Below are 15,215 nucleotides of genomic sequence, written 5' to 3'. Positions count from 1 at the left end.
AATAGAAAATCTGTTTTTTTATTATTCTCTAGGATCTCGGTGAATCGAATTGTCTGAATACAAATTTTTTTCATAAAATTAGGTTGTATTTATAAAGTGAGTATAATAAAATAACTTAAAACATATTAAACCTAGTAAATTTATAAGAATAAATCGAGGTGACAATATTTACATGACTACACCGTTAATTTCAATTCAGCAGGTTAGTAAAACATTTGGACAGCAAACAGTGCTCAATCAAATTTCATTGGATATACAAAAGGGTGAAGTGATCGCCATTTTAGGTAAAAGTGGTTGCGGTAAAAGTACGCTACTAAATTTAGTTGGGGGCTTCGAACAGCCAACGACTGGGCAAGTATTCATTGACAATCAAGTAGTAACAAAGGCAAGTAAACGTTGTATAATGCTGATGCAAAATTATGGGCTCCTCCCTTGGCGCTCCGTGCAAAAAAATGTAGAGTTTGCATTAGAAGGAGAATCGTTGTCGAAAATTGAACGGCAGCAGCGTGCACAGTATTATTTAAAGCTTGTTGGTTTAGATAATCGACTAACTGCTTTACCAAGTGAATTATCAGGAGGCATGCAGCAACGTGTAGCGATTGCTCGAGCACTAGCAATTCGCCCGGAGGTAATTTTGATGGACGAGCCGTTTGCAGCACTTGATACATTTACTCGTTACTATTTGCAGGATGAGCTTCTTACGATTCAAAAGGAGGAGCAAGCGACAATTTTGCTGGTGACACATGATATTGACGAAGCAATTTATTTGGCAGATCGTATTTTTATCATGAGTCCTAATCCAGGGCGCATACATCGTGAAATACATATACGAAGTATGAAACCAAGGGATCGTTCAGATTCAGAATTTCAACATTTTAGAGAAATTATATTTAATGAATTCCAGTTTACCCACCCGCAGGACACGATAGAATACAACATTTAATACGGAGGAAAATAGATGAAAAAATATGTAACGTTGTTGCTAATATTGACATTATTACTTACCTTATCAGCTTGTGGAAAAGATCAGGAGGATACTAGTAAGGAAGCAGGAGATAAAAAAATTGTGAAAATTGGTTACCTACCTATCACACACGCAGCACCACTTTATATGCAAACGGACAAGAAATATGAAGGTTACGATATTGAACTTGTAAAATTTGGCTCTTGGCCAGAACTAATGGATGCATTAAATACTGGGAAAATTGATGGGGCTTCGGTTCTTATTCAGTTAGCCATGAAGGCAAAGGAACAAGGTATTGATTTGAAGGCTGTCGCTCTTGGTCATCGTGATGGAAATGTTTTAGTAGTAGCGCCAGATATTAAGAAAGTAGAAGAATTAAAGGGCAAAAATTTTGCTATCCCAAATAAATACTCAACACACAATATTTTATTGTATCGAATGCTTCAGGAAGCAGGTTTAAAATATGAGGATGTGGATGTTGTAGAGTTACCACCAGCAGAAATGCCAGCTGCCTTAGCAGAAGGGCGAATTGCAGGTTATGTGGTAGCAGAACCATTTGGGGCTATTTCTGTAGCGCTTAAAAAAGGGAAAGTATTATTCCAATCAGAAGATATATGGCCAAACTCTATTGATTGTGGTTTAGTGCTACGAAGTGCATTTATTAAGGAAAATAAAGATATTGCCAAACATTTCGTCAAGGATTATGTAGCTGCCGGTGAACTTATGAATAATGGTGACGACCATGCACATGAGGTGGTAGAGAAATATATTAAAGTTGATAAAGAAGTGCTAGATTTATCGTTAAATTGGATATCTTACAATAATTTGAAAATTGAAGCGGATGCCTATGGAATTTTAAGGGACTCGCTAATAGAAATGGGCTTGTCTGAAAATCCACCAACATATGAGGAATTTGTAGATTCTTCGTTAATGGAAGAATAGTAAGGTGGCATTGTATGAAAAAAATAGGACCAATTTTACTTGGATTAATACTATTACTTGGAATCTGGCAACTAGTCACTGTTATGGGGAGACATGATGCGGCATTATTCCCACCACCATTGAACGTTTTATCAGCCCTACTTGAGATGATTAAGGATGGCTCTATTTTCGAGCATATACAAATTAGTCTGTTTCGTTTCTTTAGTGGTTATTTATTAGCTGTGATTGTCGCAGTTGTTTTAGGGCTATTTCTAGGTAGATGGGTGAGGGTATGGGCTGTTCTAGATCCGATTGTGCAAGTTCTACGCCCAGTATCGCCAATTGCCTGGTCACCTTTTATTGTATTGTGGTTTGGAATTGGTAATATGCCAGCAATTGTTATCATTTTTATCGCTGCGTTTTTCCCAGTTTTACTATCTACAGTGTCAGCAGTGAAAAAGGTTGATGATGTTTATTTACGAGTCGCAGCAAATTTTGAAATGTCGCAGTTTAATTTATTAAGAAAAATTGTTTTCCCAGCAGCCTTTCCTATGATTGCCAATGGATTGCATATGGCTTTAGGAAGTGCGTGGATTTTCCTTGTAGCTGGAGAAATGGTCGGTGCACAGTCAGGGCTTGGTTTTTTAATCGTGGATGCTCGAAATTCCCTAAGTCTTGATCTGGTCATGGCAGCAATTATTGTTATTGGGGTCCTCGGATTACTTCTCGACAAAGCTATTCGTTATTTCGAGAGCTGGGTTGCAAAAATTTGGGGTGGTCAAAGAGCATAGGGAGATTGGGGCAAGTGATCTAGTGGCTATAAAAAATTCTGCCGGAAAACGGCAGAATTCCTAGCTATATAGATGCTATAAAGAAAGGATTATTCAAGTTATTGTTTAGCTTCCTTTACGATTGGTCGTATTTGAATGGAGTCAATGCGCTCACCAGTAGTTTTTGAATAGTACCCAATTTCTACACGATCACCTGTCTTAGCATCAATAATTTCTTTGTAGCAAGGGTCTAAATGTTCACTACCCCATAAAATCATGGCGTTAAATACTGGCTCTAATGCTTTTCCAGCAGCTGTTAATGAATAGGCATAACGTGGTGGATGTGCTGAATAGAGCGTTGATGCCACTAGCCCTGCGTCTTCTAACGATTTTAAACGTGCAGATAATAAATTTGCTGAAAGTCCTGGCAAGTTTAATTTAATATCATTGAAATTTGTTTGACCGATTAAAAGCTCATGTAAAATGAGTAAAGTCCAGCGGTCACCGATAATATTTAAAGTTTGTGCGATATTGCATGGTAAGTCATAACGTGTTTTCATAGTACTTCCCTCCATGCAGTAGTGTAGCATAAAATATAATTTTTAGTAAATTCAGTTGTTTTTATTAAGTAAGTATAATAAAATAACTCACATGAAATAAAAAAACAAACTATTCGGAGGTATTTACTATGAGTTTATATTTGGTAGAATCAACAGTAAATGAAATTACGAACAAAGAGCAATTTTCAGCATTAGTGGAGCGTGTAAGCCAAGTGCATGATGTGACAGTAATTGAAGTGCAGGTTGCAAAAGATTTCAGCCGTGCGTACTTTATTGTGGAAGCTGTTGAAGAAGCACAAGCAAAGGCTGCATTAACAGCCCAAAATGTACAAATAGATTTAGTAAAGGAAGTTCGATTAGTAGGAAAAGAGCTTGAAGATGTGAAGCAAAATCAGGAAGTCGTAAACTACTTAGTAGAATGGGAAATCCCGACCGAAATTACGATGGATCAGTACTTAGCACGTAAAAAGAAAAACTCAGTACATTATGAAGAAGTACCTGAAGTACATTTTTCCCGCACTTATGTTTGCGAGGATATGACGAAATGTTTATGCTTCTATGATGCACCAGATGAAGCAGCAGTAAAACGTGCGCGTGAGGCAGTCCAAACACCTATAACATCGTTAACAGAATTAGCAGATAAATAAAACTAAATTGATGAGATGTTTCTTCATTTCCGTCGATCAGTAGTTGAATCATTCAGTTACCTAGGGGCGCGGATTTCTAGCGAAATTATAGAAATCTAACTTTTGTTAGTACCGGATAAGTAAGGATAGGAGTGGAAACCATGGCAGTAGATGTAGAAGTCTTACAGGCTTTAATTGATGAAAAATTAACACCGTTGGTAAAAAAAATTGATGAAGAAGCTTATTATGCGGAGGATTTTTTAGTCGCACTAGGAAGAGCGGGTTTTTTTCATTCATCACAAAAGGATGAACATAAAATACTTCTAGATGAGCTAACAATTGTACAAGAGACGGCAAAGGTTTGTATGACGACTGCATTTTGCTTATGGTGCCATCTTGCTGCATTAACGTATATTCGTAAAACGAAGAATAAACAATTACGTGCAGAAATTTTGCCTTTACTTGAAAGTGGAGAATTACTTGGCGCCACAGGCTTATCGAATCCAATGAAGTTTTATGCGGATTTAGAAAAGCTGCATTTATCTGCTGAACGTGTCAATGGAGGCTATTTAGTAAATGGGATATTACCTGCTGTTTCCAACTTAGCTGACAATCATTGGTTTGGTGCCGTTGCGTATAATGGCGAAAAAGAAGTGATGCTATTTGTTAATACGGACAACCCTCAAATTACACTAAAAGAAAAAATTCATTTCTTAGGGGTCAACGGTAGCGCAACGTATACATGTAAATTTGACAATGTCTTTGTTACTGATGATTATGTGGTGGCACAAGATGCAAGCGGGTTTGTAGATATGATCCGCCCTACATTTGTTCTGTATCAAATCCCTCTTGGCTTTGGTGTTATAGAGTCCTCTATTATAGGAATTGAGAAGGTTAAAGCAAAGCAGAATGGCTGTAATGAATATTTGCAAATACAGGCTGATGAACTCGCACAAAAGCTACAGCAATTAGAAGACAGCTTAGAAACCCTGGTACAATCAGACGAAACAGATTTACAAGCTATTTGTCAGCTCCGTTTACAGACTGTGTATGCTACATTAGCAGCGGTCCAGGCGAATATGCTTCATAATGGATCTGCTGGCTATATCGTAGGTAGTGCTCCTTCGCGAAAGCTTCGTGAGGCATACTTCTTTGCTAATTTAACACCGACAGTCAGACAGCTTGAAAAAATGACAAAAGTTCTAAAAGTTGCTGAATAGAAATGAGATAACCTTGAGAGGCTCCATCATGCCAATCAAGGTTTTTTATTTAGTTAAATGGTTAGCAATGTTTTGGAATTTTGAAGCTGGGTTGTTCAGTCATTCTTTAAGCAATGCTTTTGAAGCATGTTTATTCCAGAAAAACATATAGTGTATATTGAGATTTAGTACTGGTATGAAAGGGGATTGCGTGGATAAATCTAGGTCGAATCAGCGCAAAGATTTAGAGGAGAATGCGAAGGATCAGCAGCTAGAGTCGTTTCGTATCAATAATGAAGGAAAAAAGATGACGACGAATCAGGGGTTAAAAGTTTCAAATGATGAGGATTCGTTGAAGGCTGGGGTTCGTGGGCCAACCATTATGGAGGATTTCCATTTTCGAGAAAAAATGACACACTTTGATCATGAGCGAATTCCAGAGCGTGTTGTACATGCGAGGGGGTTTGCGGCACATGGAGAATTTGAGCTGTATGAATCGATGAAAGAATATACCAAGGCCAACTTTTTGCAGGACACTAATAAGAAAACACCTGTATTTGTCAGATTTTCGACTGTAGTTGGAAGCTTAGGATCGATGGATACGGCACGTGATGTTCGTGGCTTTGCGACGAAATTTTACACAGATGAGGGTAACTACGACTTAGTTGGCAATAATATACCTATCTTTTTTATTCAGGACGCTATAAAGTTTCCTGATTTAATTCATGCAGTAAAGCCCGAACCTCACAATGAAATGCCACAAGCAGCCTCAGCGCACGATACATTTTGGGATTTTGTAGCGAACAATCAGGAAATTGCGCATATGATTATGTGGCATATGTCTGATCGAACAATACCTAGAAGTTTTCGAATGATGGAAGGTTTCGGTGTTCATACGTTCCGCTTCGTCAATGATAAAGGAAAGTCGAGATTTGTGAAATTTCATTGGAAGCCTGTGCTAGGTGTGCATTCACTTGTTTGGGATGAGGCACAAATGATTGCTGGAAGAGATCCAGATTTTCAGCGACGTGATTTATGGGAATCGATTGAAATTGGCGATTATCCAGAATATGAGCTTGGTGTACAGATGCTTGAACCAGAGGATGAATTTAAATTTACCTTTGATATTTTAGATGCCACAAAGCTTTGGCCTGAGGAGTTAGTACCGGTTAAAAAGATTGGGAAAATGACTTTAAATCGCAATGTAGATAATGTTTTTGCTGAAACAGAGCAAGTTGCCTTTCATCCAGGAAATGTCGTACCGGGTATAGATTTTACCAATGATCCACTTCTACAGGGACGATTATTTTCTTATATAGATACACAGTTAATACGGCTAGGTGGACCAAACTTTGCAGAAATACCGATTAACCGACCTATTTGCCCAATTCATAATAATCAGCGGAATGGCTTTAGTAGACAAACGATCAATGTAGGAAAAGTGAGCTATCATAAAAATTCTTTAGCAAATAATACACCTTCAACGTCTACCGCAAAGGAAGGCGGCTATGTCCATTATGAAGAAAAGGTTGAAGGGCGTATTACACGAGCACGAAGTAAATCCTTTGAAGATCATTTCTCACAGGCTAGGCTATTTTGGAATAGTATGTCACCTCCAGAAAAGCAACATATCATCGATGCCTTTAGCTTTGAGGTCGGGAAGGTAAAAAGTAAGTCAGTTCGCCAACAGGTTGTCGATATGTTCGTCCGGGTTGATAAAGCACTGGCAACAACTGTGGCCGACAATATTGGTGTTAATCGCCCAACTGGCGAACAAATAAATGTCACGATATCGTCCCCTGCACTTAGCCAGGCCAATACGATAAAGGTGCCGCAAACACTTAAGGTTGGCGTGCTAATAGGCGACGGATTTGACGCCAATGAGGTTGGAGAAGTGCTGAAATATTTAACAAGGCGGGGTGTTCGATACAGTATTATTTCCGATAGATTGGGAATTGTTACTAGCAGTGATGGCGTACAATTAACAGCAAGCGAGACCTTTATTACTACCGATGCTGTATTATTCGATTCGATATATGTTGTAGGTGTAAAAGCAAGAAATCAGGCAAAATTTAATGCGCATATTGTAAATTATATCAATGAAGCGTATAGGCATTATAAACCAATTGGTATTGCTACAACTGGAACAACATTTTTTAATATGTCTAATGCCAATGTTGGGCTAGGAATTGTGTTGGCAACAGGTAACAAAGATTTCGCTAAAAAATTTGTAGAAGCTATTGCCCAACAACGTTTTTGGCAGCGGAATATTTATTAACTTTATTAGTTTGGTGTTTGAGAATACCCGCGAAATGCAGGGGAATACCCGCGGAATGCAGGGGAATACCCGCGAAAGACAGGAGAACACCCGCGCGAGGCAGGGGAATATCCGCAAAAAAAGGAGCGGATACCCGAACGAAGCATGGGGATATCGCTTATGATTATTTGTCTTTAGACTTGTTATGAATTACATTTCTTTAAAATTTTAAGTCTCTCACGTTTCTATATAGTATGTGAGAGATTTTTTATTGTTAAAATGGAGTAAATTACCTGTACCAAAAGCGAAGCGTCAGGTACAAGATCCCCCTCTATGATGAATGCGATTACCATTTCAGTGGGTGTCCAAACACCTACTGAAATAGAGGAACTCAGTCTAAGATGTGGCAACGACTGAGTGACCAACATCATGTTGTTGCTGTCGCTACGCTTTCGCACAGACAAAACCCTTTTGCTGCCGCTACGTTAGACTACGCTTTCGTAAAAAAACATTCGTTGGCCCAAAGCCTCCGGTGGATGTCACGGAATCGGAAAGGAATGCTTTGTGCTTGCACAAAGCCGATTTCGGACGTAATATATGCCGAGGTACAACTGATAGCACATAAAAAAAGGTCTTCTTAAGATAAATCCTCCTTTTAAAGAAGGAAATTCAATAAGAGATCACTAAATTTTCTGTTAATTATACGCCGTTGCATTCAAATTTTGTAAATGATATGGTGATAAATGAGGTGAAATTTATGGAAAAATTTGATATTGCAATCATTGGCGCAGGTCCTGGGGGCTATGTAGCAGCCATTCATGCAGCGAAAAGTGGTAAGAAGGTCGCTTTAGTAGAACGCGATAAAGTAGGCGGAGCCTGCTATAATGTTGGCTGTATTCCTTCAAAAATCTTATTGGAGCATAGTAAACTAATCCAGGAAATAAAACGTGGTAATAACTGGGGCATTGAAACTCCTACAATAAATGTTAATTTTCCACAATTAATGCAGCGTAAAGATACTATTATTGAAGAGCTTTTAACGAATATTGAAGGCTATATTTTAAGCAATCAAATTACTCTTTACAGGGGAGAAGCGACAGTAGCGAAAAATCTAACTGTAACCGTTGAAGGTGAAACTTTTACTGCAACGGATATCCTTTTAGCAACCGGAAGCAAACCTTTTGTCCCACCGTTTAAAGGTTTAGAGACTTCTTCCTATTTTACAACCGATACATTTTTTGAAATTGAGGAGCTACCAGAGCAGTTAACAATAATCGGTGGTGGAGTCATTGCGGTGGAAATGGCCTTTAGCTTAGCGCCACTTGGTACGAAGGTCACGTTGCTTAATCATAGCGAGGATATTTTACAAACAGAAGAGCCGGAAGCGCGGCCAATTATTCGAGAAAAGATGAAAAAGCTTGGTATTGAGCTTGTGACAGATTTTCAATTCGAGCATTTCAATGGCCATGAAATCCATACATCTAAAGGAATATATACATATGAAAATCTTTTATTTGCAACAGGTCGTCGTCCTAATACTGAAATTGCCCAGCAACTAGAACTAGCATTCGACGGTCGTTTAATTGCGGTAAATGAGCATTTTGAAACTAGTCAGTCACATATTTATGCAATAGGCGATCTAGTTGGTGGTTACCAGCTAGCTCATTCAGCGAGTGCAGAGGGGATTCATGTTGTGGATCATATTCTAGGAATTAAGCCTGCATTGATCGATCAAACATCGATTCCGCGCTGTGTTTATACACATCCTGAAATTGCGACATTTGGTTTACTGGAAGAGCAGGTGAAAGAACCCTATACTGTAGCCAAAATGCCTTTACATACAAACCCAAAGGCTTTAATGGAAGAGAATACAGAGGGCTTTGTGAAGCTTATTGCCACTAAAGAGGAAGGGCGTATTTTAGGAGCATGTGTTGTTGCTGATGGAGCAACAGAAATACTAAATGCCATGTTAGCCACTAAAAATGCTGGTGGTACTGTGCATAATCTGGCAAATATGATTTTCCCACATCCAACGGTGTCTGAGCATATTGGGGACGCTGCCAAAGCTATTTTTGGAAAAGCGATACATCAATAAACATTTCATATGGGCTTTTCATTATAAACAAGGTATCAAGTAAAGAGAAAAGCGCATTATAGGAAATAACATCCTATAATGCGCCTTCTTTAATTTATTTTAGGTTCTTCTTCTTTCTCCACTGGTATTGTAGAGAGATATAAGAAAGCCTCATCTTGCAAAAGCAATAATTTTTCTTCACAAATTCCATGCGCTAATGGTCCAGAAAAAATAGACTCCCACCAAGTTCCTGTTGTTGTTGTCATTCATCTACGCCCCCGTTTCGATAATATGTAGTTGTATGTTTCCCAAGATCAAAAAACTGAAACATGCCATTTACTGGCCTAACTCTAATCTTCATATCTCACTTCCACATCACCACCTAATTTAAGAAAGAGGAATTTTGGCTTTCAATGTTGTATCGTATAGATAAAGATAGTTTGTTTCGAAATGAAAAAACTATGTATGCCATTTTAAAAAAAGGGGTGCTTTATTATGAATTTTACGACACAAGATGTGGAAAATATGATTAAAGAACAGCGTCAATTTTATTTTTCACGAGCGACGAAGAGTGCAAAATATAGAAAAGAGCAGCTAATTAAACTGAAGAAATCAATTTTAAAATATGAAAAAGAAATTTTAAATGCGCTTTATTTAGATTTGCGAAAAAGTGAGTTTGAGGCCTATGCAACAGAAATAGGTATTGTTCTAGATAGCATTTCATATATGGTGAAACATGTTGAAGAATGGATGAAGCCTGAAGTCGTAAAAACACCAATTCAATATCAGATGGGCAAAAGCTTTATTGTTCGAGAGCCATATGGAGTGACACTAATCATTGGTCCATTCAATTATCCATTTCAGCTTGTCATGGAGACATTAATTGGTGCGATTGTTGGTGGCAATACGGCAATTGTAAAACCATCGGAAACATCCGTGCATACAGCAGTCATTGTTAAAAAAATAATTGAAGAAACATTTCATCCTTCTTATGTGCGAGTTGTCGAGGGTGAAAAAGAAGAAGTAACTGCACTCATCCACGCTTCTTTCGACTATATATTTTTTACAGGAAGTATGGCAGTTGGAAAAGTTATTGCCAAAGCAGCCGCAGAACGATTAACACCGATTGCCCTCGAACTTGGTGGGAAAAGTCCCGCAATTGTCGACCAAACAGCCAATTTAGAAGTAGCGGCGAAAAGAATTGCTTGGGGTAAATTTACGAATACTGGACAAACATGTATAGCACCAGATTATGTGCTTGTACACAAAGATGTCTATGATCGCTTTACTAAATTATTGAAAAATACTATTCGTTCTTATTATGGGAAAAATGCATTGAAAAGCCCCGACTACGGTCGTATTGTCAATCTAAGACAATTTGATCGACTACAGAAAATTATTACGGAGGAACGTGACGCGATTACATTTGGAGGTAGAACAGATCGGGATGATTTGTATATTGAGCCAACTATTATTGAATATGTAAAGTGGACAAGTCCATCGATGCAGGATGAATTATTTGGTCCAATTTTACCTATCATGATGTATGATGATTTACCTTTTGCTATTCACCAAATTCGTCAGTTACCAAAGCCTTTAGCAGCATATTTTTTCTCAGAGCATGAAAAAGCTATCCAATACTTTTTAGAGGAGTTACCATTTGGCGGCGGCTGTATTAATGATACGCTTACTCATTTTGGTAATTTACATTTACCATTTGGGGGTGTTGGGCCATCTGGGACAAAAGCATATCATGGAAAGGCAAGCTTTGAAAACTTTACCCATCCAAAATCCATTTTAAAGAAATCATCGAAGCTGGAGACGAATGTTCTCTTTCCTCCATATAAACAAAAGGTTAAGCTCGTAAGAACTATTATGAAATAGTGAAGAAGGAGGTGTCGGTAACTACGGTTCATAGACACCTCCTCTTTTTTATTTGTTGATGAAAATTCCCTAAAAACTACCGAACATATGAATTATATTTGTCGATAAATGTCGATTTATGATATTAAAAAGTAAAATTCGACGGATTATTCACTTTATATTAAAAATGATAGCGTTTTCATTAAAAAACGTCTAATGAGACATTTTATTTATGAGAGAATAAGTAGTAAAATAAGTTCAATAGAATGTGGGGGTACTCATTTTGTCATTTTTTGTCGAAAAGAAATGACGGAATGAGTGTAGAGATTGATTGGAGGACTATGAAATGTATGCAGAGGAATTGTTAAGTGCATTACCTTTGAAAAAAATAATTGGAGTGTTACCAGACCAAGTAAGTGATATTGTAGTTGATTCTCGAAGTGTACAACCAAATAGTATGTTTGTTTGTATAAAAGGCTATACAGTTGATGGTCATGACTATGCACAGAAAGCTGTAGTAGCTGGCGCAACGATTGTTGTAACTGAACGTGAATTACCATTAGGAGATTCTATTGCGCAGGTCATTGTGAAAGATACAGATCGAGCAATTGGCTTGCTAGCTGCAAAGTTTTTTGATTATCCATCAAAGGATATTACGATGATTGGTGTAACAGGGACAAATGGAAAAACATCAGTAACGGGAATTATTCAAAATATAATGCATGGTATGGGCGAGAAATCTGCAATGACGGGAACAATTGGCTTTAACTTAAATGGTATTTTATATGAATCCGCAAATACCACGAGTGATGCATTATCGACGCAACAAATGATTTTTCGTGCAAAAATGGAAGGCTGTCGATTAATGACAATGGAGGTTTCTTCGCACGGTTTATCCCTTGGCCGTTTGGCTGGTGTAGATTATGATGTAGCAATTTTTACAAATCTTACACATGATCATCTTGATTTCCATGGTACGATGGAGGAATATGGCCATGCGAAGGGCTTACTATTCTCTCAACTTGGACAAGATTTAGAAAAAAATAAATTTGTGGTGTTAAATGCAGATGATGCATGGTCAGAGCGCTATGCAACGATGACACCATTTCCAGTATGGACATATGGTTTAAAAAACGAAAAAGCTGATTTCCGTGCTATTAACTGTGAGTATCATGATTACATGACAACTTTTGATGTAGACATGCCAGAGGGAATATACCGTGTGAACATGAATTTACTTGGAGAATTTAATATTTACAATGTACTTGCAGCTATGGTTGCTTTTTATGGTCGTGGCTATTCCATGGAAACAATCATAGAACAAATTGAGCAATTACCATCTGTAAAAGGGCGCATGGAGAAGGTGTGCTCAGATTTACCAGTGCAGATTTTTGTTGATTATGCACATACACCAGATGCTATTGAAAAGGCGATTGAGGCAGCCCAACCCTATAAAAAAGGTAAGCTTATTTTCCTAGTTGGCACAGGTGGCAATCGTGATAAATCGAAACGTCCGGCAATGGCAGAAAAGGCATCAGCAGCGGAATATGTTATTTTAACGACAGATGACCCACGCTATGAAGACTACGATAGTATAACTAGTGATCTTGCCAAAGGTATGCTTCATGAAAATTACGCATGTATAGGAGATCGAGCTGAGGCAGTGCGTCATGCAATTGAGGTAGCTGAATCGGGAGATATCATTATTTTTGCTGGTAAAGGTCATGAGGATTACCAAATTATTGAGAACACAAAATATCCTCATAGTGATGCGGAGATTGCCATAGAGGCTGGCCGTTTAAAATTTGTATAATTAATTGCTCATTAGTATGTCATTTTAAGCATAAACAGAACGACTATATTTTTGAAATTATACAATGGGCAAGATGTCCAAGAACCCTTTTAGTAGTCACTAAAGGGTTTTCTTTTTGGTGAAATCATGTAAAAAGGTTGTACGAAAGGCAAGTATTCTTTTATTATTATTAAGTATGAAAAAAGGAGAATGACGAGATGAATTTAAATTTAGAAAAAGATATATTATCGCGTCGAACTTTTGCCATTATCAGTCACCCTGATGCTGGGAAAACGACGATAACAGAAAAGCTTTTACTATTCGGTGGTGCGATACGTGATGCTGGTACAGTAAAAGGGAAAAAAACAGGTAAGTTTGCAACATCTGACTGGATGGAGATTGAAAAGCAACGTGGGATTTCTGTAACTTCTTCAGTTATGCAATTTGATTATAACGGATCACGTGTCAATATTTTGGATACACCAGGTCACCAAGATTTCTCAGAGGATACGTATCGTACTTTAATGGCTGTGGATAGTGCGGTCATGGTTGTAGATGCTGCCAAAGGTATTGAAGCACAAACTTTAAAGCTATTCAAAGTTTGTAAAATGCGTGGTATTCCGATTTTTACTTTTATCAATAAACTTGACCGTCAAGGGAAGGAGCCACTTGAGCTAATTGAAGAGCTTGAGGAGGTACTTGGCATTCACGCTTATCCAATGAACTGGCCAATCGGTATGGGTAAAGAGTTTTTAGGTATTTATGATCGTTATAATAAACGTATCGAGCAATTCCGTACGGATGAAGAAGAACGTTTCTTACCAATCGATGAAAATGGTGAGCTTGCAGTCGAGCATCCGATGAAGGTGACTTCTTATTATTCACAAGCAATGGACGACATAATGTTGCTTGATGAAGCGGGTAATGCATATTCTGAGGAGAAAATTCGTCGTGGTGAATTAACACCTGTTTTCTTTGGTTCTGCTTTAACAAATTTTGGTGTACAAACATTCCTTGAAACATATTTACAATTTGCACCGACACCGCAGCCTCGAATTACTGAGGACGAACAATTTATTGATCCAGTTGAGCATGATGAATTTTCAGGATTTATTTTTAAAATTCAAGCCAATATGAACCCTGCGCACCGTGACCGTATTGCCTTTGTGCGTATTGTATCTGGTAAATTTGAGCGTGGTATGAACATGACTTTATCACGTACAGGTAAATCATTTAAAGTGACACAATCTACACAATTCCTTGCCGATGATCGCGAAACAGTAGATGAAGCAGTTGCAGGCGATATTATCGGTTTATATGACACGGGTACTTATCAAATTGGTGACACAGTTGTCGGCGGTAAAAAAACATTCCAATTTGAAAAATTACCACAGTTCACACCTGAACTCTTTGTCCGTGTAACAGCGAAAAATGTTATGAAGTCTAAGCAATTCCATAAAGGGATCTTACAATTAGTGCAAGAGGGAGCCATTCAATATTATAAAACATTGCATACAGAAGAAGTTATTCTGGGGGCAGTTGGTCAATTACAATTCGAGGTTTTTGAGCATCGTATGAAGAACGAATATAATGTTGAAGTGAAGATGGAGCCAATTGGTTCAAAAATTGCACGTTGGATTGAAAACGAGGAAGATGTTAAAGAATCGATGTCTTCAGGACGTTCAATGCTTGTGAAAGACCGTTATGATAATCTGGTTTTCTTATTTGAAAACGAATTTGCAATGCGTTGGTTTGCTGATAAAAACGAAAACATTAAACTATACAGTCTCTTATAGTAAAGAAACACGAATCGACATTTTTGCGATTCGTGTTTTTTTACAAGGAAAATTGGAACTGCATGTAGAATATATACAGTATTAGGAATACTTAAGTTTGATGGACAGCATCCAAGGAAGAATGTACAAATTGACTCATTACCTATGTATATAAGTTGATTGGAGTGGAGAATGGGCGACTCCTTGGGGATCACATTAAAAAAGGAATGAAGGTAAACCGTCACATGGTGTGACAACGCCTTCGTGACCAACATCCTGCTGTTGTTGCTGTCGCTGCGCTTTCGCACAGACAAATCATGTTGCTGTCGCTGCGCTTTCGCACAGACAAATCATGTTGCTGTCGCTGCGCTTTCGCACAGACAAATCATGTTGCTGTCGCTGCGCTTTCGCACT

At 38.0% G+C, this 15,215-nt stretch carries 12 protein-coding genes; 10 read left to right on the top strand and 2 right to left on the bottom strand.

Annotated features, from left to right (window positions below):
- Nucleotides 1-172: 172 nt before the first annotated feature.
- From ACIQXF_RS09065 to ACIQXF_RS09055, 3 genes are read left to right on the top strand one after another with little or no spacing between them, the layout of a single operon-like run.
- Nucleotides 173-943 (top strand): ABC transporter ATP-binding protein, encoded by a 771-nt coding sequence (locus tag ACIQXF_RS09065; RefSeq protein WP_402781751.1) that lies wholly within the window; start codon nt 173-175, stop codon nt 941-943.
- A gap of 15 nt (nt 944-958) precedes the next feature.
- The gene (locus ACIQXF_RS09060) at nt 959-1,906 is read left to right on the top strand and encodes an ABC transporter substrate-binding protein (RefSeq protein ID WP_402781748.1); all 948 of its coding nucleotides are present in this window, start codon (nt 959-961) and stop codon (nt 1,904-1,906) included.
- A 14-nt stretch (nt 1,907-1,920) separates the two neighbouring features.
- Complete coding sequence (locus ACIQXF_RS09055; RefSeq protein WP_402781734.1) at nt 1,921-2,676, top strand: ABC transporter permease; 756 nt, start codon at nt 1,921-1,923, stop codon at nt 2,674-2,676.
- 98 nt (nt 2,677-2,774) lie between these two features.
- On the opposite strand, the gene ACIQXF_RS09050 is transcribed toward ACIQXF_RS09055, so the two are convergent.
- Nucleotides 2,775-3,215 carry a winged helix-turn-helix transcriptional regulator gene (locus ACIQXF_RS09050; protein ID WP_402781718.1) on the bottom strand — a complete coding sequence of 147 codons (441 nt, stop codon included), beginning with the start codon at nt 3,213-3,215 and terminating at the stop codon, nt 2,775-2,777.
- A gap of 128 nt (nt 3,216-3,343) precedes the next feature.
- Between ACIQXF_RS09050 and ACIQXF_RS09045 the strand changes: the two genes are divergently transcribed.
- From ACIQXF_RS09045 to lpdA, 4 genes are all read left to right on the top strand, one after another.
- Nucleotides 3,344-3,862, top strand: coding sequence for a DUF4242 domain-containing protein (locus ACIQXF_RS09045; protein ID WP_402781715.1), 519 nt, complete (start codon nt 3,344-3,346; stop codon nt 3,860-3,862).
- A gap of 140 nt (nt 3,863-4,002) precedes the next feature.
- Nucleotides 4,003-5,061 carry an acyl-CoA dehydrogenase family protein gene (locus ACIQXF_RS09040; RefSeq protein ID WP_402781712.1) on the top strand — a complete coding sequence of 353 codons (1,059 nt, stop codon included), beginning with the start codon at nt 4,003-4,005 and terminating at the stop codon, nt 5,059-5,061.
- Nucleotides 5,062-5,236: 175 nt separating this feature from the next.
- Nucleotides 5,237-7,318: a catalase gene (locus ACIQXF_RS09035; protein ID WP_402781875.1), complete on the top strand. Its 2,082-nt coding sequence runs from the start codon at nt 5,237-5,239 to the stop codon at nt 7,316-7,318.
- 736 nt (nt 7,319-8,054) lie between these two features.
- Nucleotides 8,055-9,392 carry a dihydrolipoyl dehydrogenase gene (gene lpdA / locus ACIQXF_RS09030; RefSeq protein ID WP_402781709.1) on the top strand — a complete coding sequence of 446 codons (1,338 nt, stop codon included), beginning with the start codon at nt 8,055-8,057 and terminating at the stop codon, nt 9,390-9,392.
- Between the two features lie 89 nt (nt 9,393-9,481).
- Here the strand turns inward: lpdA and ACIQXF_RS09025 are convergent, their stop codons facing one another.
- Nucleotides 9,482-9,637 carry a hypothetical protein gene (locus ACIQXF_RS09025; protein WP_402781706.1) on the bottom strand — a complete coding sequence of 52 codons (156 nt, stop codon included), beginning with the start codon at nt 9,635-9,637 and terminating at the stop codon, nt 9,482-9,484.
- Nucleotides 9,638-9,866: 229 nt separating this feature from the next.
- On the opposite strand from ACIQXF_RS09025, the gene ACIQXF_RS09020 reads away from it, so the two are divergent.
- The 3 genes from ACIQXF_RS09020 to ACIQXF_RS09010 all read left to right on the top strand — a co-directional run bounded on the left by ACIQXF_RS09020 (nt 9,867) and on the right by ACIQXF_RS09010 (nt 14,822).
- Nucleotides 9,867-11,255: an aldehyde dehydrogenase gene (locus ACIQXF_RS09020; protein ID WP_402781703.1), complete on the top strand. Its 1,389-nt coding sequence runs from the start codon at nt 9,867-9,869 to the stop codon at nt 11,253-11,255.
- Nucleotides 11,256-11,580: 325 nt separating this feature from the next.
- On the top strand, nt 11,581-13,047 hold the full coding sequence (locus tag ACIQXF_RS09015; protein ID WP_402781872.1) for a UDP-N-acetylmuramoyl-L-alanyl-D-glutamate--2,6-diaminopimelate ligase: 1,467 nt from the start codon (nt 11,581-11,583) through the stop codon (nt 13,045-13,047).
- A 197-nt stretch (nt 13,048-13,244) separates the two neighbouring features.
- Entirely contained in the window at nt 13,245-14,822 is a 1,578-nt protein-coding gene (locus ACIQXF_RS09010) for a peptide chain release factor 3 (RefSeq protein WP_402781700.1), read from the top strand.
- The last annotated feature ends 393 nt before the right edge of the window (nt 14,823-15,215 follow it).

The sequence above is a fragment of the Lysinibacillus sp. NPDC097231 genome, from assembly GCF_044761885.1.
Classification (GTDB): domain Bacteria; phylum Bacillota; class Bacilli; order Bacillales_A; family Planococcaceae; genus Lysinibacillus.
The sequence above is the reverse complement of the archived record's forward strand: the minus strand, read 5'-3'. Positions and strand labels throughout refer to the sequence as shown.

What these genes read in the sequence shown, in the direction of transcription:
- ACIQXF_RS09065 (WP_402781751.1), top strand. Translation starts at nt 173, where the DNA reads ATGACTACACCGTTAATTTCAATTCAGCAGGTTAGTAAAACATTTGGA.
- ACIQXF_RS09060 (WP_402781748.1), top strand. Translation starts at nt 959, where the DNA reads ATGAAAAAATATGTAACGTTGTTGCTAATATTGACATTATTACTTACC.
- ACIQXF_RS09055 (WP_402781734.1), top strand. Translation starts at nt 1,921, where the DNA reads ATGAAAAAAATAGGACCAATTTTACTTGGATTAATACTATTACTTGGA.
- ACIQXF_RS09050 (WP_402781718.1), bottom strand. Translation starts at nt 3,215, where the DNA reads ATGAAAACACGTTATGACTTACCATGCAATATCGCACAAACTTTAAAT.
- ACIQXF_RS09045 (WP_402781715.1), top strand. Translation starts at nt 3,344, where the DNA reads ATGAGTTTATATTTGGTAGAATCAACAGTAAATGAAATTACGAACAAA.
- ACIQXF_RS09040 (WP_402781712.1), top strand. Translation starts at nt 4,003, where the DNA reads ATGGCAGTAGATGTAGAAGTCTTACAGGCTTTAATTGATGAAAAATTA.
- ACIQXF_RS09035 (WP_402781875.1), top strand. Translation starts at nt 5,237, where the DNA reads ATGAAAGGGGATTGCGTGGATAAATCTAGGTCGAATCAGCGCAAAGAT.
- lpdA (WP_402781709.1), top strand. Translation starts at nt 8,055, where the DNA reads ATGGAAAAATTTGATATTGCAATCATTGGCGCAGGTCCTGGGGGCTAT.
- ACIQXF_RS09025 (WP_402781706.1), bottom strand. Translation starts at nt 9,637, where the DNA reads ATGACAACAACAACAGGAACTTGGTGGGAGTCTATTTTTTCTGGACCA.
- ACIQXF_RS09020 (WP_402781703.1), top strand. Translation starts at nt 9,867, where the DNA reads ATGAATTTTACGACACAAGATGTGGAAAATATGATTAAAGAACAGCGT.
- ACIQXF_RS09015 (WP_402781872.1), top strand. Translation starts at nt 11,581, where the DNA reads ATGTATGCAGAGGAATTGTTAAGTGCATTACCTTTGAAAAAAATAATT.
- ACIQXF_RS09010 (WP_402781700.1), top strand. Translation starts at nt 13,245, where the DNA reads ATGAATTTAAATTTAGAAAAAGATATATTATCGCGTCGAACTTTTGCC.